This is a genomic window from Streptosporangium sp. NPDC004379 (assembly GCF_042873875.1).
Classification (GTDB): domain Bacteria; phylum Actinomycetota; class Actinomycetes; order Streptosporangiales; family Streptosporangiaceae; genus Streptosporangium.
In genome coordinates, this window is sequence record NZ_JBIAMC010000002.1 from 392,057 (window position 1) to 414,897 (window position 22,841).

Consider the following 22,841-nt stretch of genomic DNA (forward strand, 5'->3'; position numbering starts at 1 on the left):
CGGCTTCCCCTTGATTCGATCATCGGTGACGGCCGTAGGCGGGGGAACCCGGCTGGCACCCTTCGAAAGGTGCGGTTATCCGCACCTCACGCGTTCAGGTAGCGCAGCACCGCCAGTACCCGCCGGTGGTCGTGCGCGCTCGCCTCCAGGTCGAGCTTGGCGAAGATGCTCGTGCAGTGCTTCTCCACGGTGCGCTCGGCGATGGCCAGTCGTTCGGCGATCGCCATGTTCGTGCGTCCCTCGGCCATCAGCCGCAGCACGGCGCGCTCGCGGTCGGTGAGCCGGCCCAGCGGGTCGCCGGGCTGCCGGTGGCGGCCGACGAGCTGCTCGACGACGACCGGGTCCAGCACGGATCCGCCCGACCCCACCCGGCGGATGGCGGCGGCGAACTCCGCCAGGTCCGACACCCGGTCCTTCAGCAGGTAGCCCACTCCCTCGGTGCGGCCGCCGAGCAGCTCGACCGCGTAGCTCACCCGGACGTACTGCGACAGCACGAGCACTCCCACCTCCGGGTGCCGTTCCCGCAGGGTGACGGCGGCGCGCAGCCCCTCATCGGTGTGCGTGGGCGGCAGCCGGATGTCGAGCACGGCCACCTCGGGCGGGTCCTGCCCCACGTGGGCGAGGAGTTCGCCGGCGTCGTCGACGCACGCCGCCACCGTGAACCCGGACTCGGCCAGCAGCCGGGCCAGTCCCTCGCGGAACAGCGTGGAGTCCTCGCAGATCGCTACGCGCACGGCAAAACCACCCTCAGCACGGTTCCCTCCCCCGGGGGACTGTCGATCGTGAGCCTGCCGCCGTTGGCCTCGGCGCGGTCGGCGAGACCCGCGAGCCCCGAACCCCGCGCGGGGTCGGCCCCGCCCGCGCCGTCGTCGCCCACCTCGACCAGGAGGCGGCCTTCGTGGCGGGCGAGCCGTATCCATGCCTTCGACGCGGCGGCGTGCCTGGTCACGTTGGCCAGGGCCTCGTTGACGATGTAGTAGGCCGCGGTCTCCACGGACTGCGGCAGCGGCCCGGCCGCCTCCAGGTCGCAGGTGACGGCGACGGTGACGGGGGAGACGGCGGCCAGCTCCTTGACCGCGCCGGCCAGGCCGCGCTCGGTCAGCACCGGCGGGTGGATGCCGTGGCTGACGGCGCGCAGGTCGTCCAGCGCGGCGAGCACCGCCGTCTTGGCCTCGCCGATCAGCGGTGCGGCCCGTCCGGGGTTCGCGCCGGCGGCCTCGGCCAGTCCGAGCGTCATCGCCACCGACAGCAGCCGCTGCTGCACGCCGTCGTGCAGGTCACGTTCGATCCTGCGGCGTTCGGCCTCGCCCCACTGCAGCATCCGCCGCCGGGAGGCCGCGAGCTGCCGCAGTCTGGCCCGCAGGTCCGCGGTGAGCCGCTCGTTCTCCAGGGCGAGGGCCGCGGCGGCGCACGCGGCCTCGACCAGCAGGGGCTGCTCCAGCAGGGCGGCGTCGTGCACGAGTACGGCGAGCGGCGACTCGCCCTGGTCGACGCGGGTGACGGCCCTGCCCCGCCCCGGATCCAGGTCGACGGGGCGGCCGTCGGCGTCCACGTATCGGTCCTGGTCGGCCGTCCAGTAGCCCACGGTCAGCCCCGGGTCCCGCAGGGTGGCGGCCAGCTCGTCGCGCAACGTGTCCGGCCGTTCGCGTCTGCTCAGGTGGACCACGAGTTCGGCCACCCGTCCGTGGTCCATGCGGCTTCGCATCAGCCCGGCGAGGTACGCCAGCGGGACCGCCGTGAAGGCCGCCAGCATGACGAGCGCGGTGGGGAGCTGCACCGGGTTCGGGGGGAAGAGGTTGGCCACGCGGTCCCCGGTGAAGGCGACCGTGGCGACGATCGACGCGCCGGTGACCGGTGCGATCGCCCTGCGCTGCGCCACGCTGGCCCGCTGCCAGCGTTCGACCGTGAGGACGAGCACCGCGCCGGAGATGAGGACCGTCGCCTGCCAGGACGAGGTGTCGATCGCGACGGCGACGTGCTGGAGCGGCGCGGGCAGCGGAAGGCGGATGAGTGCCTGTGCCACGGACAGCACGAGGGACGCGACGTACGCCAGGCCGGTCACCGCCCGGTACGACACGTGGCCCAGCCTGCCGGTGGGGAAGGCGAGGAACAGGTGGCAGGCGATCCCCGCCCAGACGCCGCACAGTGCCAGCGCCCACAGCGGGTCGCCGGGCAGGAACAGCATCTGCTGGGGGATCCACGCGAGCCCGAGCAGCACCATGAGCGGGCCGATCTGGTTACGCGGGTGCTTCCGGGCGATGACGATGCCGACCGTGAGGAAGGAGAGGCCGGCCAGCGCGCCGAGAGTCCAGATCAGGCCGCTGCGCCGGATGCCGCCCTGGCCGATCCCCAGGCCGGTGACGAACAGCAGCCACGCCGCTCCGGCCGCGACGGCGAGCAAGGCGGTGCCGCCCGTGGAACGCGACGCGGCGACGCGTGCGGAACGTGACACGGTGATCCCGCCCGTGGAACGTGACGCGGTGGCGCGTGCGGAACGCGGTGACGCGGTGGTGCCCGTGGAACGCGTGGCCATCTCGCCCACCCCCGATGGGATTGTACGGACGAACCACCTGGAATGCGGCTGATCACGGAATGGCGGCAGGGGGATGTCACCGCCCCCGGCACCACGATCGGCACCGGGGGCGGCGGGAACATGATCGGTCGTCCGTACGGCGGGAATGCGCGGCCGTCATGCCCTGTCGTGTGCGAGGGTCCGCGAGGGTGTCAGCAGCGTGGACAGCGCCCATCGGCCGGGGCCGAGGACCGCGACGAGCAGGAAGCCCCAGCAGAAGAGGGCGGCCTTCTCCCCGCCGTTCTGGATCGGGAACAGCGCGTGGGGCTGGTGGACGGTGAAGTAGGCGAACGCCATGGTGCCCGAGCAGATGACGGCGGCGGTGCGGGCGCCGAGGCCGAGGAGGACGAGGACACCGCCGACCAGTTCGATGGCCGCGGCCCACCACGAGGGCCACTGTCCGAGGGCGGGCACGTGGCCGCCTTCGGGACCTCCCAGTACGTTGAACAGGGTCGCCGCGCCGTGGCAGGCGAACAGCAGCCCCAGCACGATCCGGTACAGGGCCATGAACAGTCCCTGGCTCCCGGCGGCCGTGTCGGCGGTGACGCCCTTTCTCAGCGGGAGAGAGAGACGCCGTGCCCCCGCCAGGGGACCGAGACGCCGCCCCGGCTCGGGGACCGGCGTTCCGTGTGGTGTGGTGGGAAAGGCTTCATGTGTCGATGACATGCGGATCTGACCCCCAGGTGGAGTCGGAGGGAGAATGGGAGCGCTCCCATGCGACTTTTCAAGATCGGGCCTCGCATGTCAACGGCGCATCGCCCGGGGGCCGGCGCGCGGGTGTTCGCCACCCCTACAACGTGGGCGAACACCCGGAGGAATTCTTCGTGATAGTGAAACTTTCAACTATCATGCGAAATTATCGAATCGCATTCGGGAAGAACCCGGGCTCGCCCGGCCGGCGCCGCCCCGCCGTTCGAACCGGTGGACGGGCGACCGGGCGGCTCCGGAGTCACCGGGAGAACCGCGCCGCGGGCTCGCCCGTGAGCCTGCCCGGCGGCAGGCGCCGCCCGCAGACGACGAGCAGCAGGTCCTGCGCCGGGCCCCGGAGCGGTGCCCCCGTGCCGTGGCTCCAGTCGATGTCGGTCGCCTGCAACCTGACCCCCGTGAGGTCGGTCCCGAAGAACGCGATGTTCTTCGGCCGTATCCCGGCCAGCACCATGGCGACCCGCTCCGGCGGAACCCGGCGGTCGAGTCCGAGGCCCACCGTGATGTCGAGCCCATGGATGACGTCGTGCGCGAGCGCTCCCGCGGCGCCCCCTCCCGGCGGCGTCCACGGGTGCTCGACGTTGTCCCGCAGCGAGGCGAGCAGCGTCTCGGGGGACATCGTGGCCGCGTCATGGCGCGCGTGCCGGTCGGCCATGCGGTTGAAGTTCCCGCGTGCCCTCACCAGCCCCAGCAGCGTTCTGCCGAGCGAGGCTCGGAAGGGCATGGTCGTGTGGGCGACGACCTCGCGCACCCGCCACCCCTCGCACAACGTGGGCGCGTCCCACTGTTCCGGGCTCAGGGTGGCGAGCAGATCCGCCTGCTCACCGCGCTCCGCCGCCACCGCCTTGCGGATGTCGTCCTCGGTCATCACGATCTCCTGCCGGTGCCGTTCGTCCTGTGGTCTCGACAGGGGTACGGATCCGGGACCCGAAACTCATCGGTCCTGGCTCCGTACGCCTCCGGCCGCCGCGTACGACCGGTTCACGGTGCCGGCCGGGGGAGAGCCGGAATGTGTCGGCGGCGGCGCGTATGGTCGGGGGATGGTCAAGACGCCGACCGGCGAGGTGTCCCGGCTGGAGCCGTTCCGGACAGAGCTGACCGGTTACTGCTACCGGATGCTCGGCTCCGGCTTCGAGGCCGAGGACGCCGTGCAGGAGACGCTGCTGCGCGCCTGGCGGTCGTTCGACCGCTACGACGAGCGTCGCGCCTCGCTGCGCACCTGGCTCTACGGCATCGCCACCAACGTCTGCGTCGACATGCTGCGCAGCGTCCAGCGTCGCGCCCTGGCCATGGACCTCGGCCCGGCGTCGGAGGCCGGGGCGGGCATCGGCGGGCCGGTGCCGGAGCGGGCCTGGGTCCAGCCGGTTCCGGACGCCCTCGTGTTGCCGCTGGACGGCGATCCGGAGGAGCTGGCCGTACGGCGTGAGACGATCCGCCTGGCGTTCGTCGCCGCGTTGCAGCGCCTGCCGCCCCGGCAGCGGGCCGTGCTGATCCTGCGCGACGTGCTGCGGTGGAAGGCCGAGGAGGTCGCGGCCCTCCTGGAGACCACCGTCGCGTCGGTGACCAGCGCGCTGCAGCGGGCGAGGACGACGCTCCGGGCGGCGGGCGCCGTGCCCGGTGAGCCGTTCCGGCCGTCCGACCCCGCCCAGCGCGAGTTGCTCGCCCGCTACTGCGCCGCGTTCGAACGGCACGACGTCGCCACGCTCGTCGCCCTGCTGCACGAGGACGCGACGCTGTCGATGCCTCCCTTCGCCTGGTGGCTGCGCGGCCGGGAGCAGATCAGGCGGGCGCTGCTGGCCCCCGGCGCGTCCTGCGAGGGCGCGCGGCTCATCCCGGTCGAGGCGAACGGCTCACCGGCGTTCTGGCAGACCAGGCCCGGCCCCGACGGCGTCCACGTCCCGTTCGGGCTGGTCGTCCTCGACGTGTCCGGGGGGCTGGTCACCGGCAGCACCACCCATCTCGACGCCGACCGGCTGCTTCCGCTCTTCGGTCTCCCCGCCGGCGCGTCCATGCCCGCCGGTTCCTCCTTCGCCGCCGAGAACGTCTCCGGCTGACGCGTCCCCGGCCGCGGCGGACGCACCGGCCCATTCGGCGCCGCCCCGCTCACGGTCGCCTCACCCCGGCCGCGGCGGACGTTCCCGGCCGACGCGCGCCCCTGCGGCCGTGAGCACTCCGGTCCCGCCGATGAGTTTCGCGCCGCCGCGCCGTACCACCTCGGACAGCGACGTGAAGTGAACGAAGGAGCGGATATGACGACCGTCCAGCCCATCATCATCACCCCCGGCCTGCCTCGGATGCGGTCCTTCTACGAGCGGCTGCTCGGCGCGGTGGAGACGAGCCGTTTCCCGGACGACGGCCCCGTCTTCTTCGTGGGACTGAAGCTGGGCGACTCCGAACTCGGCCTGGTCAGCGACGAAGCCGATCTGTCCGCGCCGCAGCGGTTCGCGCTGAGCGTGCGGGTCGACGACGTCGACGGGCTGCTGGAGCGGGTCGAGGCGGCCGGCGGGCGCGTGCTCGGCCCGCCGAACGACATGCCATGGGGCGAGCGGGTCGCCCACGTCCACGACCCCGACGGCAACATGGTCAACCTGACCCAGCTCCTCTGAGGCGTCCCGGGGCGGCCTCGGGCCGCTCGCCCCCGCCGGATCGGTCGGCCGCGGTGCCGGCCGTGGCTTCGGCGGTGCCGGTGTCAGTGCCGGTGCCGGTGCCGGTGCCGACGTGGACCGCCACGTTTCCGCCCGAGAGGACGGCCGTCACGGGTCCGGGCGGCAACGTGGCCCGGTGGGTGAGGTAGGCCGCGGTGGTCACCGCGCCGCTGGGTTCGGCGCGCTCCCCCAGCTCCCGCCGGAGGAGGTCGGCGGCGGCCCCGATGCTCTCCTCGCTCACGGTCAGCATGTCGTCCACGTACCGGTGGATGTGCTCCCACGCCAGAGCGCCCAGGACCGGGCCGCGCAGGCCGTCGGCCACGGTGCGGTAGGTCCGTCCCACCGGCCACGCGATCCTGCGGCCCGCGCGGAAGCTGTCCGCGCCGTCGGCGGCCAGCTCGGGCTCGACGCCGATGACCCTGATCGCCGGGTCGACGGCCTTGGCGGCGACCGCGACCCCGGCCAGCAGGCCGCCGTTGCAGACGGGCACCAGGATCACGCCGGCGCGGGACTGGTCCCGGGCGATCTCGTCCCCGACGCTGCCGTGCCCGGCGATGACGTCGGAGTCGTCGGAGCCGACCACCGTGGCCGCGAGCCGGTCGGCGAGGGCCAGGCAGGTGACCTCCCGCAGAGCGGGCGGCACGATCACCACCTCCGCGCCGAGCCGGCGGGCCGCCTCGACCTTCAGCGCCGGCGCGGTGTCGGGCAGGACCACGGTGACCCGCAGGCCGTGCCTGTCAGCGGCGTACGCGACGGCCTGGGCGTGGTTGCCGGAGGACTGGGCGATGACGTGCCCGACACCCCGTTCGGCCAGCCGTCCCACGGCGTTCAGCGCGCCCCTCACCTTGAACGAGCGGGTGGGCTGCCGGTTCTCCGGTTTGATCCAGAGCCGTTCCCCGGGCAGGCGCAGCAGCGGTGTGCGCCGTACGGACGCCGCGATCCTGGTCGTGGCCGCGGCCACGTCGGCCTCCGTCACCAGGCGCATCGTGCCGGCCGCCGTCACCGGGCTCGCCACGCCGGGCTCTGTGTCCCGGCCCGCCACGTCAGGCTCCGTCGCCCGGCGCGTCCGCTCGGCTCCCCGGTCTCCGGCGACGTCCGGGCCGGTCTCTCCGGTCGTCCGGTTCATCGGCTCAGTGCCTCGTCCCTGCTCAGCACCCCGTCCTGGATGGCGTCCAGGTCGGCCTCGGCCTCCGGTGGCGGTGCGGCGTCGGGGACCAGGTCCTCCAGGCGGTACAGCGGGCGGTGGCGCAGTCCGAGCAGTCCCCAGACGACCAGGAACACGCCGCTGACCAGCAGCACCGCCGCCGCCCCCCGGCCGGGCCCCGAGGTGTGCGGCTGAACCCAGTCGGCCAGCGGGCCGGCCGACAGGAAGCCCAGCGGCTGCATGGCCGTGGCGAGCATGACGTTGACGGCCAGCACCCGGCCCTGCAGCTCGGGTCCCACCTTCACCTGGATGATGGACAGCCAGTGCGCGTTGCCGATGCTCATGCAGGCCAGCCGGAGGAACAGGCCGGCCGCGACCAGCCACACCGCCGGCCACACGCCCATCAGCACCACGCCGAGCCCCGACCCGGCCACGAAGCCGATCATGCCGACGGTCCTGCGCCGGGTCCCGCCCCACACCAGCACCACCGCGGTGCCCACGGCCGCGCCGAGGCCGCCGGCCGCGGTCACCGCGCCCAGGGACGCCGGGGAGCCGATGGCCAGGACGACCGGGGTGACGAGCACCCACATCAGCGCGGTGCAGAAGTTGACCACCGCGAAGTAGAGCGCCATCACCAGCAGCGGACGGCGGCGGATGAGGAACCGCCAGCCGCCGGTCAGCGCCGCCCGGAACGTCTCCTCCCGCCGGTGGAACAGCCGGTTGGGGAACCGGACCGCCAGCAGGGTCACCACCCCCAGCCCGAACGAGACCACGTCGATGGCCACCACCGACGACAGCCCGAACAGGCCGATCAGCGCGCCCCCGGCGAGCGGGGCCACCACGTTGCCGACGCCGAAGCCCAGGTTCGCCACGGCGTTGGCCTGCGGCAGGTACGGCTTGGGCACCAGTTGCGCGATCGCGGCCAGGTAGGCGGGCATCTGGAACGCGGTGACCACCGACGTCGCGCCGACGATGAGGCACACGTTCCACAGTTCCAGCCGGCCGGTGACCATCAGCAGCACCAGCGCCGCCATGGCGAGACCGGAGATCGCGTCGCAGGCCAGCATGATCCGGCGGCGGTCCCACCGGTCGGCCAGCGCGCCGCCCAGCGGGGTGAGCAGCACGGTCGGGATCTGCGCCAGCATCACGATCAGGGCCAGGTCCAGGATCTCGCCGCTCTGCTGGTAGGCCCAGACACCGAGGGCGAACGAGCTCAGCGCCGTTCCCACCGCCGAGGCGAACTGCCCGGCCGCGACGGTGTAGAAGGGGCGCAGGCCGGTGCGGCCTGCGCGGTCGGGTGGACGCACCGGGGCGGGCAGCCGGTCCGACGCCCAGTTCCGCAGGTGCTCGGCCACCAGGGCGGCCAGCGGCTCCGCCTGGTGCCGCAGGAAGTAGTGACCGGCGCGGGGCAGCACGGCCACGTCCGCCCGGGGCGCGAAGGCCGCCCACTCCGCGTACCGCTCCTGGTACAGCTCGGTGGCGCGGTCCCGTTCGCCCACCACGCACAGGAGGGGGGCGCGCAGCGGCGTCCCCGGGGCGGCCAGCTCACGGCCGAACCACTCCCGCGCCTGGTCGGCGTCGTGGCGCATCGCCCGCACCGCGACCTCCTTGGCGGCCTCGTCCATGTCGTCCAGCAGGCCGCCCGTGGCGCGCAGCGCGTCCCGGAACATCCGGTCGGAGACCCATCGGTCGCCGCGGAACAGCCGCTGGGCCAGGCCGGGCAGCCGGGCGCTGGGGAAGCTGCCGCCCGCGATCACGCCCAGTACGGGGATCCCGTCCGCCTCCAGCCGTCGGGCGAGGGCCACCGCGGGCGCGGATCCCACGCAGTGACCGTAGATCGCGATCGGGGCGGACGCGGTCGTGGCCACTTCCGCGGCCAGTGCCTCGACCAGCTCGTCCAGCGGCAGCGGCGACTCCTCCGGCCGGGCCGGGTCGTGGCCGGGCAGCTCCGCCGCGAGCACCTCCACCCCCTCGCCCAGCGCCCAGGCGAGCGGCTGGTACACGGCCGCCGACCCGCCGCCGTACGGCACGCACACCAGGGTGAACTCGCTGGTACGGCCGCCGCCCAGCCGGTGCAGCAGCCCGCCGCCGTCGCGGTGGTCCAGGAACGCGGCCAGTTCGGCGACGGTGGGCCGGGTGAACAGGTCGATCACCCGCAGGCCGGAGCCGATCTCCTTGACCGCGCGGACCGCGGCGAAGGAGTCTCCACCCAGGGCGAAGAAGTCGTCGTGCGCCCCGACCTCGGCCACGTCGAGCACCCGCGCCCAGGCCAGGGCGACCAGTTCCTCGGCGGCCGTGGACGGCGGCACGAACACGGCGGTCTCCGCCTGCGGCGCGGGCAGGGCGGCCCGGTCCACCTTGCCGTTCGGGTTGAGCGGAAGCCGGTCGAGGACGACGAACCGGGCCGGGACCATGTAGTCGGGCAACCGCTCCCGGAGCGCGGCCCTGACCGCCGCGGTGTCGACCGTCCTCCCGGTCTCCCCGGTCTCCCCGGTCTCCCCGGCTCTCCCGGTCTCCCCGGCTCCCCCGGTCTTCCGGGTCTCCCCTGCGTCCCCGGTCTCCCCGGATCTCCCGGCGGACGGTGTCACCCAGGCGGCGAGCTGCCTGGCCTTCCCCTCGCCCACCGGCAGCACCACGGCCTCCGCGATCTGGGGCAGGGCGCGCAACGCGGTGATGATCTCACCCAGCTCGACCCGGTAGCCGCGCACCTTGACCTGGTCGTCCACCCGGCCGCGGAACTCCACCCGGCCGTCGGCCGTGACGCGCAGCAGGTCGCCGCTGCGGTAGCAGCGTCCCTGCCCGGTCAGCGGGTCGGGCACGAAGCGTTCCGCGGTCAGCTCGGGCAGGCCGATGTAGCCGCGGGTCACGCCCGGTCCGCCGACCACCAGCTCGCCGGGCACCCCGACCGGAACCGGCCGCATGCCCGCGTCCACCAGGTGCCCGTACACGCCCGGCAGGGGCCGGCCCAGCGGCACGATCCCGGTCCGGTGCGCGACCGGGATCTCCTCGGTGTCGCAGACCAGGCAGATCATCGTGGACTCGGTGTGCCCGTAGTGGCTCTGGATCCGCAGGCCCGGCCGCGCGGCCCTGGCCCGCTCCACGAGGTCCCACGGGCACGCCTCCCCCGCCAGGATCAGCAGTCTGCCCGGCAGGACGGCGGCCAGGTCGCCGCCGGAGGCCAGCAGCTCCAGGTGGCTGGGCACGCACTTGACCACGTCGATGTGGTGCGCGCCGAGGTAGCCGGCGAACGCGCCGGGGTCCATCGCGGTCTCCCGGGGCACCAGGTGCACCGTGCCGCCCGTGGTCAGGGCGCCGAACACGCAGGTGAGGCCGAAGTCGGCGGCGGGGGTGGACACCACCGCGTACGAACCGCCCGGCACGTCGATCCGGGGCAGCATGCCGTTCAGGTAGTTCACCACGCCGCGGTGCTCGGCGGCCACGGCCTTGGGAGTGCCGGTGGAGCCGGAGGTGAAGATCACGTGGTGCAGGTGCTCCGGCCGCACGTCGACCCGCGGCCGGGTCGCCTCCAGGGACGGGAGCCGGTCGAGTGCCAGCACGCGGCGGCCGGCGCCGGCCAGGCCGGAGAACTCGGCCGTGGTGACCACCGCCCGCACGCCGGCGGCGTCGAGCATGGCGGTGATCCGCGCGGCCGGGTACGCCGGGTCCAGCGGCAGGTAACCGCCGCCCGACTTCTGGATCCCGAACAGGGCGCAGGCCAGGTCGGCTCCCGGCTCCAGCAGGACGCCGACCGGCTCGTCGGCGCCCACCTCCGCGGCCAGCAGCCAGTGGGCGATCCGGTTGGCGTCCGTCTCCAGCTCGGCGTAGGTCAGGGCGCGGTCCGCGCCCACCACGGCCGGCGCGTCGGGGCGGGCGTCCACCCAGCGTTCGATCAGCCGGTGCACCGGCGTGTCCAGCGGCGCCGGCGTGCCGACCGTGGTGGCCGGGGACATTGAGCCCACCGCCCCCACCGGACCCGCCGCGTCGGCCGTGCCCGCCGGACCGGCCGGGGACGCCAGGCTCGCTGTACCGGCCGGACCTGCCGCGTCCGCCGTACCGGTCTGGGACGCAGGGCCGGCCGGGGGCGGCAGCGGTTCGCCGGCCAGGACCGGGCCGGTCACCGGCTCCAGCGGCACCGCGCCCACGGGCGCGTCCAGGTCGGCCAGCATCCCGTCCAGCAGGGCCACGTACCACCGGGTGAACCGGGCCGCGGTGTCCGCGTCGAACAGGTCGGTGCGGTAGCCGAGGCCGCCGCGCAGCGGCGTGCCGGGCCCCGCGTCGACGACGTGCCAGTTCAGGTCGAACTTCGCCGTCAGCTCCGGCAGGTGGATCTCGGTCGCCTCCAGGCCGGGCAGCCGCGGCCGTCCCACGGCGGTGACGTGGTTCAGCATCACCTGGAACAGCGGGGTCGCGGCCAGGTTCCGCTCCGGCCGCAGCAGGTCGACCACCCGGTCGAACGGCGTGCCCGCGTGCGCCAGGGCGCCCAGCGCGCCCTCCCTGACCCGGGCCAGCAGCTCGTGACCGGTCGGTTCGCCGCCGACCTCGGTCCGCACGACCACGGTGTTGAGGAAGCAGCCCACCACGCCCTCGGTGTCGGGGTGGTCCCTGCCGGAGACCGGCACACCCACCGCGATGTCGGTACCGGCCGACAGCCGCGCCAGCAGCGCCTGCAGCGCGGCCAGCAGCACGATGAACGGCGTCGCCCGGTAGGTGGCGGCCACCGTCCTGACCCGCTCGCCCAGCTCCACCGGCAGTTCGAGCTCCACCGAGGCGCCGCCCGGGTCGGGCACCGCCGGACGCGGCCGGTCGGTGGGCAGGTCGAGCACCGGCGGCAGGCCGCGCAGCCGCTCGGCCCACCACTCCAGGTCCGCCGTGTCGGGGACCGGCGCCACCTCGGCATACTGGGCCGGCGGCGCCTCCGGCGGCGGGCGCAGCCCGAGCCGGGCCGCGTACAGGTCGGACAGCTCCGACAGCAGCAGCCCGCGGGTCCACGCGTCGGTGGCGATGTGGTGGAAGGTGAGCGAGAGCACGTGCTCGGCGTCGCCGACCGTGAGGAGCACCGCCCGCATCGGCGGCTCCCGGTCCAGCGCGAACGGCGTGGCCAGGTGGGCGGCGACCGTCGCCTCCACCTCGGAGGCGTCGACGTCCGCGGTCGACACCGGCACGTCCTCGGCGGGCCGTGTCACCAGGACCGGTTCGGCGCCGGAGTCGTCGATCACGCCGCGCAGCACCCGGTGCCGCTCGGCCAGGTCGCGGACGGCGCCCAGCAGCGCCTCCACCTGGAGCGGCCCGCGCAGCCGCAGCGCCAGCGGCACGTTGTAGGCCGTGCTCTCCGGCTCCAGCTGCGCCAGGAACCACAGCCTGGCCTGCGCCCCCGACAGCGGGGCCGGGCCGTCCGCCCGCTGCCGTCGCGCCCTGGTCTCCGTGGCCGGGCGGGGCAGGCGGGCGGCCAGGTCGGCGAGCACCGGGTGTTCGAACAGCAGCCGCACCGCGACCGGCGCGCCCAGCCGTTCCCGCAGCCGCCCGGCCACCCGGGTCGCGGCGAAGGAGTGCCCGCCGAGGGCGAAGAAGTCGTCGTCCGCCCACACCCGCGGCAGGTCCAGCACCTCCGCCCAGATCCCGGCGACGAGGTGCTCCTGCGGTGTGCCCGGCGGCACCCGCACCGCCGGACCGGCCTCGGGGACCGGCAGCGCCGCCCGGTCCACCTTGCCGTTCGGGGTGAGCGGCAGCGCGTCCAGCGCGCCGATCGCGGCCGGCACCATGTAGTCGGGCAGCCGTTCCCGCAGCTCGGCCCGCACCCGCGCGACGTCCACGGTCGCGGGGGTCACCCAGGCGGTCAGGCGCCGCTCCGCCCCGGCGCCGACCGGCTGCACGAACGCCTCCGCCACCTGCGGCAGGGCCCGCAGCGCCGCGGTGACCTCGCCGAGCTCGACCCGGAAGCCGCGTACCTTCACCTGGTCGTCGATCCGCCCCAGGAACTCCACCAGGCCGGACTCGTTCACCCGCACCCGGTCCCCCGTGCGGTACCAGCCGCCGGTGAACCGCTGCGCCGTCAGGTCGGGCCGGCCCAGGTAGCCGCGGGCCAGGCTGGGCCCGCCGATCCACAGCTCCCCCGGCACGCCGTACGGCACGGCCCGCCCTCCGGGGTCGGCCACCCGGCACGCCACGTCGGCCAGCGGCCGGCCCAGCGGCGCCACGCCGGGAGGCACCTCGTCCGCGTCGCAGGCCAGCACCGACACCGTCGTCTCGGTGGGGCCGTAGTGGATCTGCACCGCCAGGTCGGGCCGTGCCCGCCGTATCCGCTCCAGCAGGTCGGGCGGCACGGCCTCACCGGCGAGGATCAGCAGTTTCGCGGGCAGGGCGTCCATCCCCAGCGGTTCCAGCTGGCTGGGCACCATCTTGACCGCGTCCACCGGACGCGCGGCCAGGTAGGCGGCGTAGGCGGCCGGGTCGGTGGCCGTCTCGTGGTCGATCAGGTGCAGGGTGGCGCCGGAGGTCAGCGCGCACAGCACGTTGGTCAGCCCCAGGTCGGCCGCGGCGGTGGACACCAGGGCGAAGGAGGACGTCCCCGCGGGGATCCGGCCGGCCACCGCGCCCAGGTAGTGGGTGATCTGCCGGTGTTCCACCGCGACGCCCTTGGGCTCCCCGGTGGAGCCGGAGGTGTAGATCACGTACGCCAGGTGGTCGGACGGCACCGCCACGTCCGGGCGGTGCTCCGGCTCGTCCCCGGCGGCGGCGACCTCGGCCTCGGTGAGCACGATCCGGGCCCCCGACGCGGCCAGGACGGCCTCGGTCCGCCGCGCCGGGTAGACCGGGTCGAGCGGCAGGTAGGCCGCGCCGGCCTTGAGCACTCCCAGCAGGGCGACCACCAGTTCGGGCCGCCGTTCCATCAGCACGGCGACCGGTTCCTGCGGCCGCACCCCGAGGGCCAGCAGCCGGTGCGCCACCTGGTTGGCCCGCCGGTCCAGCTCCGCGTAGCCGAGCTCCGCGAGCCCCGCGAGCCCCGCGGCGCCCGCGGACTCCGGGGACTCCGGGGACTCCGGGGGCATCGTGAGCCGCGAGGTAGCGGACGAGACGACCGCGAGCGCGTCAGGATGTGCGTCGGCCATCCGCTCGACCAGTGTGTGCAGCGGCACGTCCGTCGGCAGGTCCGCGACCGGTCCGAGCAGGTCGGGGCCCTCGGGGAGGCGGACCGGCGCGCCGGTGTCGGTGAGCATCCCGTCCAGCAGCGCCAGGTACCACTCCACCAGCCGCCGGACGGCGGTCTCGTCGAACAGGTCGGTCCGGTAGCGCAGCTCGCCGGTGAACCGGCTCCCGTCGTCGCCGAGCGCCAGGTTCAGGTCGAACTTGGCGTTCGGCGCGGGCACCGGTTCGGCACGGACGTCCAGGCCGGGCAGGGTCACCGGCGCGCCGGTGTCGTAGACGTTCAGCATCACCTGGAACAGCGGGGTCACCGACAGGTTCCGCTCCGGCCGCAGCCGCTCCACGATCCGCTCGAACGGCGTGCGGGAGTGGGCGAACGCGTCCAGCGCTGCCGTACGGGCCCGGTCCAGCAGTTCGGCGCCGGTGGGATCGCCGGAGGTGTCGGTGCGGATCACCAGGGTGTTGATGAAGCAGCCCACCACCTTCTCGGCGTCGGGGTGGTGCCGTCCGGCGTGCGGCACCCCGACGGCGATGTCGTCGCCGCCGGACAGGCGGGCCAGCAGCGCCTGCAGGCCGGCCAGGAACACCATGAACGGCGTCGCGCCCGTCACCGCGCGCACCTTCGCGGACAGGGACTCGGGCACCTCGACCTCGATCGCGGCACCCTGCCAGGCGGAGACGGCCGGGCGCGGCCGGGCGACCGGCAGGTCCAGCACCGGCGGCAGGCCGGCCAGACGCCCGGTCCACCAGTCCACGTCGTCCTCGGGCCGCCCGGCCTCCCACGCGGCCACGTCCGCGTACTGCAGGGCCGGGGGCTCCGGTCGCGGCGCCAGGCCGAGCCGGGCCGCGTACAGCGCCGAGAGGTCCTCCAGCAGCAGCTTCTCCGACCAGGCGTCGGTGGCGATGTGGTGCAGGGTCAGCGCGAGCACGCACTCGTGGCCGCCCAGCCGGAACACCGTGGCCCGCAGGGGCGGCTCGGCGTCCAGCCGGAACGGGCGCCACGCCTGGGCGGCCAGCTCCCGCTCCAGCTCCGCGGGGTCGGTGTCCACCACGGAGACGGGGACGCCGTCGGCCGGCCGTACCCTCGTGCCGTCGATGACGCCGCGCAGGATCCAGTGCCGGTCGGCCAGGTCGGCCACCGCGGCGGTGAGCGCGCCGACGTCCACCGGTCCGCTCAGCCGCAGCGCCAGCGGCACGTTGTACGCGGGGGAGTCCGGCTCCAGCTGGGCCAGGAACCACAGCCGTTCCTGGGCGGGCGACAGCGGCATGTCCGTCTCGGAACGTGCCGGGATGCTCGTGACGCCGGGGGCCTCGGCCGCCGCCTGGGCGGCGGCGAACCGGGACCGGAGCAGTTCTGCGAGCCGGTCCTGAGCGAGCTCGGTCATGCGTGGCTCCCATCCGTCAGTTCGGCGACCAGCAGTTCTTCGAGTCCGGCGGCGAAGTCGGCGAGCACCGGCCGCTCGAACAGCATCCGTACGGGGACGGCCAGCCCCAGCGTCTCCCTGATCCGGACGGCCACGCGGGTCGCGGCGAAGGAGTGCCCGCCCAGGGCGAAGAAGTCGTCGTCGGCCCAGATCGCGGGGCGTTCCAGGACGGCCGCCCAGATGGTGGCCGCCAGGCGTTCGGCGTCGGTGGCGGGTGCGACCCGTCGCGCCTCCGGGACGTCGGCCGGCTCGGGCAGCGCCTTCCGGTCGATCTTGCCGCTGGGCAACGTGGGCAGGGCCGGCAACGCGACCCACCGCCGGGGCACCATGTGGCCGGGCAACCGCGACCGGACGTGGCTCTCGACCGCGGCCAGGTCGGCCGTCTCCGGCGCGACGTAGCCGACCAGGTGGGCGTGCGCCTCCGAGCCGGCCACGGTCACCGTCCCGTCGGCCACCTCCCGCAGCACCGCCTCGATCTCGCCCAGTTCGATCCGGTAGCCGCGGACCTTCACCTGGTGGTCGGTGCGGCCGTGGAACTCCAGCGTCCCGTCCGGCCGCCACCGCACCAGGTCCCCGGTCCGGTAGCACCGCCCGCCGGGTGTGAACGGGTCGTCGACGAACGCGTCCGCGGTCTGCCCGGGCCGGCCCCGGTAGCCCCGGGCCACCCCGGCGCCGCCGAGCAGCAGCTCGCCCACCGCGCCCGGCGGCACCAGGCGCAGCCCGGCGTCGACCACGTAGGCCCGCTCCCCCGGCATCGGCGGCCCGATCGGCACCCCCTCGGACGCGGGCGCCCGGACCCGGTGCAGGGTCGAGGTGACCGTGGTCTCGGTGGGGCCGTAGGCGTTCCACAGCTCGCCGACCCGCTCCAGGATCCGCTCGGCCAGGGCCGCGTCCAGGCTCTCCCCGCCTGCGACGGCCCGCAGCGCCGGGTCACCGGTCCAGCCGGCGGCCAGCAGCAGGCGGTACGCGGTGGGCACCAGGTCGATCACCGTCGCCCCGCAGGAGGCGATCAGTCCGGCCAGCGCGTGCCCGTCCACGGCCGTGGCCCGGTCCACCACCACGCAGGTGCCGCCGCGCGCCAGGACGCTCCACAGCTCGGAGGCGGAGATGTCGAAGGTGAGCGGCGCCACGGCCGGCTGGACGTCGCCGGGGCCCAGCCGCAGCGCGGCGGCGATCCCGGCCACGTAGGCGGCCAGGCCGCCGTGGGTGATCTCCACCCCCTTGGGCTCCCCGGTGGAACCGGAGGTGTGGAGCACGTACGCCAGATCCCCGGGTCGCACGACCGGCAGCTCCGCCCGCCCGGGGTGGGCGGCCACCAGGTGGTCCACGTCGAGGGTGTCGAGGCCCGGAACGCTCACCCCTCCCCGGGTGAGCACCGTCCGCACCCCGGCGTCCCGGGCCAGCCGGCGCAGCCGTTCGGCGGGATGCTCCGGGTCCAGCGGCAGGTACGCCGCGCCGGCCCGCCACACCGCCAGCAGGACCGCCGGCATCAGGTGGTCGCGCGGCAGGCAGACCCCGACCACCTCCCCCGGTGCGATCCCGTTCTCCAGCAGCGCCGCCGCCGCCCGCCCGGACCAGTCATGCAGCTCGGCGTGGCCGAGCGAGGTCCCGTCCGGGCCGATGACGGCCGTCCCGCCGGTGTGGGCCGCCAGCGCCTCCGGGACCGTCGGGAGGGTCTCCGGCAGCTCCGGACCGGCCGCGGCGGCCAGCAGGGCGGCGCGTTCGTCCGGGGTGACCCGCTCGAACGCCGCCGGGGGCCGGTCCGGGTCGGCCAGCGCGCACCGCAGCAGCCAGGTCAGCCGGTCCAGGTACGCCTCGGCGCGCGGCGGGTCGAGGTGGGCGCGGCCGTACTCCAGTTGCAGTTCGGTGCCGTCCACGGTCCGGTTGACGAGCACGCTGAGCTCGTGGACCGCGGCGCCCGAGCCCAGGTCGGTGAGCAGCTCCAGGCCGCCCAGGCGCACCGGCACCTCGGCGTGCTGCATGGCCAGCAGCACCGGAACGCGGGGCAGCTCGGCGGGCGGGATCTCCTGGTGGACCAGGGCCCTGGTGGTCGCGGCGGCGGCCTGCCGGACCAGGTCCCGGAAGGTCGGCTCATCGGCCGGCCGCAGCCGTGCCGGCACCATGTCGATCAGCGGGCCGATGACGCCGGTCAGCTCCGGCCGGGCACGCCGGGCCGCGGCCACCCCGACCAGCGTGTCGGGCTCACCGCTCGCCAGGGCGAGGGCCGCCAGGTACACCGCGAACGGGGTGGCGCCGCACTCCCGGGCCAGCGCGTCCACATCCGCCGTGAACTCCCCGGGCAGCGGCCGGATCACCCGGCCCGCCGTCAGGTCCGCGGGCGCGGGGGGCCCGGGGGGCGCGCCGTCCAGCTCGGCCCGCCAGAACTCCCGCAGCCGCTCCAGGTCCGGCTGTTCCTCCTGCCACACGGCCACGTCGCCGACCTGGACCGCCGGTTCGGGGACGACCTCGCCGGCCAGTCCGGCGGCCAGTTCGCCCATCAGCACCCCGACGGAGCCGCCGTCGAAGGCGATGTGGTCCACCACGACCACCAGTTCGGCCTCCGCGCCGCCGACCGGGCACAGGGAGGCCCGCATCAGCGGCACCTCGCTCGTCACGTCGAACACGTACGACGCCGCGGTCCTGGCCACGGTCTCGGGATCCTCGCCCGCCGCGTGCTCGGTCAGCGGCACCGGCGCCGGAGGACGCACCACGGCGTACGGCGTGCCGTCCCCGTCGACGGCGACCGTGCTGCGCAGCACCTCGTGCCGGCGCACGACCGCGTCCAGGGCCGCGCGCAGCGGCGCGACACCCGGCAGGCCGCGCACGCGCAGCCGGATCCCCAGCGTGGTGACCGGGCTTCCGGGGTGGAACTGCCGCAGGGTCCAGAACTGGCGCTGCGTGCCGGTGAGCGGGTGCCGGGTCCGGCCGGCCCGCCGTACCGGTCCGGAGCCGGCCTGGCGCAGCCGGGTGGCCAGGCCCGCGGCGGTCGGCTCGGTCAGGAAGGCCGCCAGCGGCACGGTGTGCCCCAGCCGGCGGGACAGTTCGGTGACGACCCTGGCGGCGGCCAGGGAGTGCCCGCCCAGGTCGGCGAACCGGTCGTGCACGCCGACCTCGGGCAGGCCGAGGACGCCGGCGATCACCTCCGCCGTCAGGCGCTCGTCGTCGGTGCGCGGAGCCACCGGCGCCGGGCCGGCCGGCCGGGCGGCGCCGAGCCGGGGCAGGGCCGCGCGGTCCACCTTGCCGTTGGGGCCGAGCGGGAGCTCATCGGCCACGCCGATGCGGGTCGGCACCAGGTGGGCGGGCAGCCGGGCGCGCAGCCAGTCGCGCAGCTCCGGCTCGCCCACCCCGGAGGCCGCCGCGTGGCCGGCGAGGTAGGCGATCCCGTCGTCGTCGGCCGCGGCCAGCACGACGGCCCGCCGTACCGCGGGGTGGCGCGACAGCACGGCCTCCACCTCGCCCGGTTCCACCCGGTAGCCGCGGATCTTGACCTGGTCGTCGGCCCGCCCGGCGAAGCGCAGCTCGCCGTCCGCCCGGCGGACCAGGTCCCCGCTGCGGTAGACCCGGCCGCCGTCCGGATCGGTGCGGAACGCGGACGAGTCGCCCCGCAGGTAGCCGCGGGTCACCACCGGCCCGCCGATCCACAGCTCGCCCGCCTCCCCGTCCGGGACGGGGTCTCCGGCCGCGTCGCGGACCGAGAACACGGCTCCGGCGATCGGTTCGCCCAGGGACGGCTCGCCCTCGTGGTCCCGGCGCACCTCGGCGACGGCGCAGGTGGTGGTGCACTCGGTCGGGCCGTAGAGGTTCAGCACCCGGCGCACCCCGGGGTTGGCGTAGATCCGCCGCACCAGGGCGGCGGTCAGCGGCTCGCCGCCGGAGAACACCGCGCGCACCCCGCTCGGCAGCGGCTCGCGCAGCAGCGCCGTCAGCGCGGAGGGGACCCCGTAGACCGTGGTCACCTCGTCGCGGGCGGGCAGGTCCGGCAGCGCCAGCAGGTTGTCGGCCAGGATCACCGTCCCACCGGCGACCAGCGGCAGGAAGAGCTGGCTGATCGACGGGTCGAAGCAGATCGAGGCGGTGGCCAGCATGCCGCCCAGTTCCTCGGCGGTGTACGCCGACGCCTCCCAGCTCAGCAGGTTGAGGGTGTTGCGGTGCTCCACGACCACGCCTTTGGGCGTTCCGGTGGAGCCGGAGGTGTAGATGACGTACGCCGCGTCGCCGGGGTCCCCGTCCGGCTCCCCACCGCCGGACGCCCGGGATGTCCCGTCGCCCGGATGACCGGTCGCGCCGGTCGCCCCGGTCGCCCCGGGCGCGCCGGGCGCGCCAGGTGCGCCAGGTGCGCCAGGTGCTTCGCCGTCCGGTGCCACATCGTCGGATGCTTCGCCGCCCGGCGCCACGTCGTCCACGAGAACGGGCCGGGCGCCGGTGAGGGCGGCGGTCCGGCGCAGCGCGGCGGAGGTGAGCACCGCGGTCACCGCGGAGTCCCCGGCCATGAACCGCAGCCGCTCGGCCGGGTAGGCGGGGTCCAGCGGCACGTAGGCCGCCCCCGCCTTCCACACCCCCACCAGTGCGGGGACCAGCCACTCGTCGCGCTCCAGGCAGACGCCGACCAGGTGGCCGCGCCCGATGCCCTCGGCGGCGAGGGCGCGTGCGACGCCGTCCGCTCTGCGGTCCAGCTCGGCGTAGCTGAGCCGGGTGGTTCCCGCCACGACGGCGACGCGTTGCGGAGTTTGTCTACTTTGGGCCTCTATCGCCTTGTGGACGCGCCCGTATCCCTCAAACGTCTCGATCGCCCCCGACCGTTCCGTGCTCACTATGAGCTTTTTGTGCCATAGGTGCTCGCGTGTGCAGCGTGGTATTTGATGTCCACGCCTTTTCGCACAGGCTCGCCGAGGAGACGTTATGGGGCGATACGGATAACAGTAAGACCCTTCATTAAATCGTTAGGCTATCTAGTCTTTTTCCGCTTTTGTCTACTTATATAGATTTTTAGGCACATTGTCGGCATGGCGGGGAACGCCTGGGGCCGCCCTCGTGGACGCTCGGACCGGGATGGACCCCCGCGCCCTCGGAGCGTCCATGCTGGGAGCGTGAACGAGGGATATCTGCCGATCGGACGGTTCGCCCGGCTCTGCCGGCTCAGCGTCAAGCAACTGCGCCACTACGACGAACTGGGGCTGCTGGCCCCCGCCCACGTCGACCCGGACAGCGGCTACCGCTACTACCGGCCCGACCAGGCGCGCGCCGCACTGCTGATCGGTCTGCTGCGCTCCCTCGACGTGCCCCTGCCGTCGATCGGGCGGGTGCTGTCCGACGGGACGGGCGCGCTCGGCGGCGTGCGCGACCGCATGGAGGCCGACCTGGCGCGCCGCGAGCGCAACTTCGCCGCGCTGGAACGCATCCTCTCCAGCGGCCTGCCCCACGCGGAGGTGACCGTCGTGCGCGAACCCGCCCGGCGGGTGGCCACCGTACGGGACACCGCGACGCTGGAGCGGATCGGCGCCGTCACGTCGGCGGGCGTGGCCCGGCTGATGACGGCCGTGAACGCCGTGGACGCCCTGAGAACCGCGGGCGCCGTGGCCTCCGCGGGCGTCGCCGGCGGGCCGGAGGGAACCGCGGGTGACACGGGTGGGCCGGTGAGCGGCGCGGGCGGGCCGACGGGGTCGCCGATCGGATTGTTCCCGCTCGACCTCACCGGGGAGCTCGCCGTGACCATCGCGGTGGAGACGTCCGCGGACGTCCCGGGGACGTCCCCGGACGTCCTGCCGGGCGGCCTGTACGCCTCGGCCACCCATGTCGGGCCGTACGACCAGATCTCCCTCACCACGCACGCGCTGCTCGCCTGGCTGGGCGAGCGCGGCCACACGCCCGACGGCCCGCTGCGCGAGGTGTACGTCTCCGACCCCAGGACCACGTCACCGGACCGGCTGGTGACACACCTGATGATCAAGCTGGAGGATCCCGGGTGAGCCCGGCCTGCCATCCGATGACGGAACGGAACCCGGGGGCGCCGTCCGCCGGCGCTCTCACCGCCCGGCTCTCGGCTCACCCGGCGCGTTCGGCCCGCCGGAGCTCCCACCGTCCGGCTCGTCCGGCCCGTCGGCGCCCTCGTCGCCCTCGTCGTCCGGCGCGTTCAGCGGGCGGAGCATGGCCGACGCCTCGTCGTGGTCCATCCCGGTCGCCTCCAGCAGATCGACGGCGATGGAACGCAGCTGTGCGAGGGTGACGTTCGCCGAGAAGCCCAGGTTCGTGGGTCGTTCCCGCTCGGCGACGGCGATCAGCGCCTGCCGGGCCAGCATCGGCTCGCGTCCGGCCCCCAGTTCGAGCTGGAGCAGCAGCGCCGCCTCCGAGACCTCGCGCAGCGAGTCGGCCAGCACGACCGGCGGCGGACCGGCCTCCCCCAGCGCCGCGAGTGTACGGCGGGCCAGCACGCGGGCGTTGCGCAGCGCGAGGTCCACCGGCATGGCGGCGGTCTCGTACCGGGTCAGCTGGGCCCGGTGGTGCCGGCGCAGCGGCGAGATCATGATGATCTCCTTGCTGTTCTCCAGCGCCGCCTCGAACTCCTCGACCACGTCCTGGGTCCTGCGCCCGCACTCCAGGGCCTCGGCGGCCAGGTCCATGTCCTTCTTCTCGATCGCCTCCGCGGACTGCTCCAGCACGGTGGAGAGGGCGTCGAGCACGCCGGACAGGTGCCGGCCCGCGATGGCGAGCGGGCTGGCGGGCAGCAACGCGACCGCGACGATGCCGACGACGCCGCCGGTGAGCGCGTCGGCCATCCGGTCCAGCCCGCCGACGTCCTCGCCCGGCACCAGCATGGCGACCAGCACCGCGGACGAGCCGACCTGCGACACGAACAGCTCACCGCTGCTCACCAGCCCCGCGACGGTCATGGACAGCGCGATCACGAGCGCCATCTGCCAGGGCCCCGAGCCGATCCAGGACCCCAGCAGGTCGCCGATCCCCACACCCAGGCTGACGCCGACCACCAGCTCGACCAGCCGGCGCAGCCTCCGCCCGTGTCCCACGCCCACGCAGATCATCACGGAGATGGGCGCGAAGAGGGGCCGGGGATGGCCGAGCAGGTGGACGGCGACGATCCAGGCCAGCGCGGAGCCCACGGCGCACTGCGCGATGGAGGGCATGATCGGGCCGAACGTGCTCAGCCGCTTCCTGACTTGATCACCGAGCCACGTCCACACCCTTCCACCATGGCC

Annotated in this window: 11 protein-coding genes; 3 read left to right on the forward strand and 8 right to left on the reverse strand. The window is 74.8% G+C overall.

Translation table 11 applies throughout. The features are described from left to right. Positions 1-86: 86 nt before the first annotated feature. The 4 genes from ACFYSC_RS05895 to ACFYSC_RS05910 form a co-directional block, all read right to left on the reverse strand. Entirely contained in the window at positions 87-734 is a 648-nt protein-coding gene (locus tag ACFYSC_RS05895; RefSeq protein WP_389957258.1) for a LuxR C-terminal-related transcriptional regulator, read from the reverse strand. Continuing rightward, entirely contained in the window at positions 725-2,452 is a 1,728-nt protein-coding gene (locus ACFYSC_RS05900; protein WP_389957260.1) for a sensor histidine kinase, read from the reverse strand. Before ACFYSC_RS05900 ends, ACFYSC_RS05895 begins: the two co-directional genes overlap by 10 nt. Positions 2,453-2,689: 237 nt before the next feature. Beyond that, the gene (locus tag ACFYSC_RS05905) at positions 2,690-3,079 is read right to left on the reverse strand and encodes a DoxX family protein (RefSeq protein WP_389957263.1); all 390 of its coding nucleotides are present in this window, start codon (positions 3,077-3,079) and stop codon (positions 2,690-2,692) included. A 442-nt stretch (positions 3,080-3,521) separates the two neighbouring features. Continuing rightward, positions 3,522-4,145 (reverse strand): maleylpyruvate isomerase family mycothiol-dependent enzyme, encoded by a 624-nt coding sequence (locus ACFYSC_RS05910; protein WP_389957265.1) that lies wholly within the window; start codon positions 4,143-4,145, stop codon positions 3,522-3,524. A gap of 172 nt (positions 4,146-4,317) precedes the next feature. Between ACFYSC_RS05910 and ACFYSC_RS05915 the strand changes: the two genes are divergently transcribed. Next, the gene (locus tag ACFYSC_RS05915; protein WP_389957268.1) at positions 4,318-5,331 is read left to right on the forward strand and encodes a sigma-70 family RNA polymerase sigma factor; all 1,014 of its coding nucleotides are present in this window, start codon (positions 4,318-4,320) and stop codon (positions 5,329-5,331) included. A 195-nt stretch (positions 5,332-5,526) separates the two neighbouring features. Beyond that, positions 5,527-5,883, forward strand: a complete 357-nt coding sequence (locus ACFYSC_RS05920; RefSeq protein WP_389957271.1) for a VOC family protein — start codon at positions 5,527-5,529, stop codon at positions 5,881-5,883. On the opposite strand, the gene ACFYSC_RS05925 is transcribed toward ACFYSC_RS05920, so the two are convergent. The 3 genes from ACFYSC_RS05925 to ACFYSC_RS05935 all read right to left on the reverse strand — a co-directional run bounded on the left by ACFYSC_RS05925 (position 5,861) and on the right by ACFYSC_RS05935 (position 20,441). Next, a complete protein-coding gene (locus ACFYSC_RS05925; RefSeq protein WP_389957272.1) occupies positions 5,861-6,964 on the reverse strand; it encodes a threonine/serine dehydratase in 1,104 nt (367 codons plus the stop codon). The genes ACFYSC_RS05920 and ACFYSC_RS05925 overlap by 23 nt on opposite strands. Positions 6,965-7,044: 80 nt before the next feature. After that, a complete protein-coding gene (locus ACFYSC_RS05930) occupies positions 7,045-15,591 on the reverse strand; it encodes an amino acid adenylation domain-containing protein (RefSeq protein WP_389957275.1) in 8,547 nt (2,848 codons plus the stop codon). Next, on the reverse strand, positions 15,588-20,441 hold the full coding sequence (locus ACFYSC_RS05935; RefSeq protein WP_389957277.1) for an amino acid adenylation domain-containing protein: 4,854 nt from the start codon (positions 20,439-20,441) through the stop codon (positions 15,588-15,590). Before ACFYSC_RS05935 ends, ACFYSC_RS05930 begins: the two co-directional genes overlap by 4 nt. Before the next feature lie 276 nt (positions 20,442-20,717). Here ACFYSC_RS05935 and ACFYSC_RS05940 point away from each other — a divergent pair, with 276 nt between their 5' ends. Further along, entirely contained in the window at positions 20,718-21,596 is an 879-nt protein-coding gene (locus ACFYSC_RS05940; protein WP_389957280.1) for a MerR family transcriptional regulator, read from the forward strand. Between the two features lie 57 nt (positions 21,597-21,653). Here the strand turns inward: ACFYSC_RS05940 and ACFYSC_RS05945 are convergent, their stop codons facing one another. After that, positions 21,654-22,826 (reverse strand): aromatic acid exporter family protein, encoded by a 1,173-nt coding sequence (locus tag ACFYSC_RS05945; protein ID WP_389957282.1) that lies wholly within the window; start codon positions 22,824-22,826, stop codon positions 21,654-21,656. Positions 22,827-22,841: the final 15 nt, after the last annotated feature.

Bases quoted from the DNA above. Each gene is read 5' to 3' on its own strand.
- ACFYSC_RS05905 (WP_389957263.1), bottom strand. From the start codon at position 3,079: ATGGCCCTGTACCGGATCGTGCTGGGGCTGCTGTTCGCCTGCCACGGC.
- ACFYSC_RS05910 (WP_389957265.1), bottom strand. From the start codon at position 4,145: ATGACCGAGGACGACATCCGCAAGGCGGTGGCGGCGGAGCGCGGTGAG.
- ACFYSC_RS05915 (WP_389957268.1), top strand. From the start codon at position 4,318: ATGGTCAAGACGCCGACCGGCGAGGTGTCCCGGCTGGAGCCGTTCCGG.
- ACFYSC_RS05920 (WP_389957271.1), top strand. From the start codon at position 5,527: ATGACGACCGTCCAGCCCATCATCATCACCCCCGGCCTGCCTCGGATG.
- ACFYSC_RS05930 (WP_389957275.1), bottom strand. From the start codon at position 15,591: ATGACCGAGCTCGCTCAGGACCGGCTCGCAGAACTGCTCCGGTCCCGG.